Source organism: Sebaldella sp. S0638 (assembly GCF_024158605.1).
In the GTDB taxonomy this organism is placed as follows: Bacteria; Fusobacteriota; Fusobacteriia; order Fusobacteriales; family Leptotrichiaceae; genus Sebaldella.
In genome coordinates this window covers 1-1297 of record NZ_JAMZGM010000256.1, presented here as the reverse complement: position 1 = coordinate 1297, position 1297 = coordinate 1, and the positions used below count along the sequence as shown (strand labels likewise).

The following is a 1297-nucleotide window of genomic DNA, read 5'->3' as shown; positions in this document are numbered from 1 at the left end:
TTCTTCAAATTCTCTGCTGATTTTAATATCTCTTCCGATAATTCTTTTTCATCTTCTTCATTATATGGATAACGTAAATTTTCCAACAGCTTAATCTTACTTTTTAATTCTTCTATATACATTGCCATTTCTAATGATTTTGTCATTATTTTGCTCCTTTCAGATTTTTTCTATCTTTTCAAACATTTTTAAAAACTACAAATCCACTAATCTATTATTTTCAAGACAATCATTGCACCTTCTGCCTCTATATTTTTCTTTTCATAAGGAAATACCACTACCGTTTCCACTCCCTCTCTTCTTTTTAATTCCTCAACAAGCTCACAGGTTTTTATATCTTCTATTTTCATACGACTTTCTCCTTTTTTTATTTGTCTTGTTTATTTAAAATATTGTTAATTTATGGTATAATCTCTTTATCCTAATGAAAGGAGACTATATTTATGGAAGATCATATATTAAATTTAGCAAATGAGTGCGTTCTACACTCTGAAAACTCCATTGAAATGATTGATATTAATTTCAATTCTGCAATACAATTTTTGAATGAAGCATTTTTCTGTGTTAAAAAATTAGAAGATTTTTACTTCTCTGATTTTAAGAATTGTAATTCAGAACTTCTTGATTTTTGTAAACATTTTTATCATTTCAATGAAATTGTTTTAAAATATTCTGACAACAAAGAAGATATACATAAAGAATTAAATAATTTAAAGTCTTTATACGATGAATTAAAAGATTGTTTTTCATCTTGTTTTAACGGAATTGACATCAGACGTAAAATTGTCGGTGTCTAATTTTTGCAAAGGTTAATTCATGAAAAGTTTTTGAGTTAACCTTTCTTATTTTTTCTTTTTATAGCTTCCAGTACACCTGATACTATTTCTTCTTTTTCATTATCTGTATATTGATATTTTGATAAAAATAGTAAATCTAAAATTTTATTTCCTGTTTCACATATTTTCCAATCATTTTTCTTAACTGAAATCTCCACATCTTTTATTTCTACATTATTCAACAGTAACATTAGTTCTTCTTTTGTGATTTTTTTATCTGTTAAAAGTCTTCCTATTTTTTCATGCTCTCCAGTAAACCTGATTTCCTTATACTTAGCCATACTTTTCTCCTCTCTACTCTTCTATTTAACCACTTTTATGGCACACTCAGTCGCCTATAGTTGTTATCTCATTTTATTCAAGCATAAACCCTTTAAAATAAGACTTATTTCTTTGTCACCTGTAATTGACTTTTCCTATTGACAATTTCCATAGATTTGGTATAATAATAGTGAAAACAA

Annotated in this window: 3 protein-coding genes; 1 reads left to right on the top strand and 2 read right to left on the bottom strand. The window is 26.4% G+C overall.

The genetic code is table 11. The annotated features are described in order from the left end of the window. Positions 1-206 precede the first annotated feature (206 nt). Positions 207-350 carry a BC1881 family protein gene (locus NK213_RS20090; protein ID WP_253352660.1) on the bottom strand — a complete coding sequence of 48 codons (144 nt, stop codon included), beginning with the start codon at positions 348-350 and terminating at the stop codon, positions 207-209. Positions 351-443: 93 nt separating this feature from the next. Here NK213_RS20090 and NK213_RS20085 point away from each other — a divergent pair, with 93 nt between their 5' ends. Next, positions 444-797, top strand: coding sequence for a hypothetical protein (locus tag NK213_RS20085; RefSeq protein ID WP_253352658.1), 354 nt, complete (start codon positions 444-446; stop codon positions 795-797). 35 nt (positions 798-832) lie between these two features. On the opposite strand, the gene NK213_RS20080 is transcribed toward NK213_RS20085, so the two are convergent. Further along, entirely contained in the window at positions 833-1117 is a 285-nt protein-coding gene (locus NK213_RS20080; RefSeq protein WP_253352656.1) for a hypothetical protein, read from the bottom strand. Between the last annotated feature and the right edge of the window lie 180 nt (positions 1118-1297).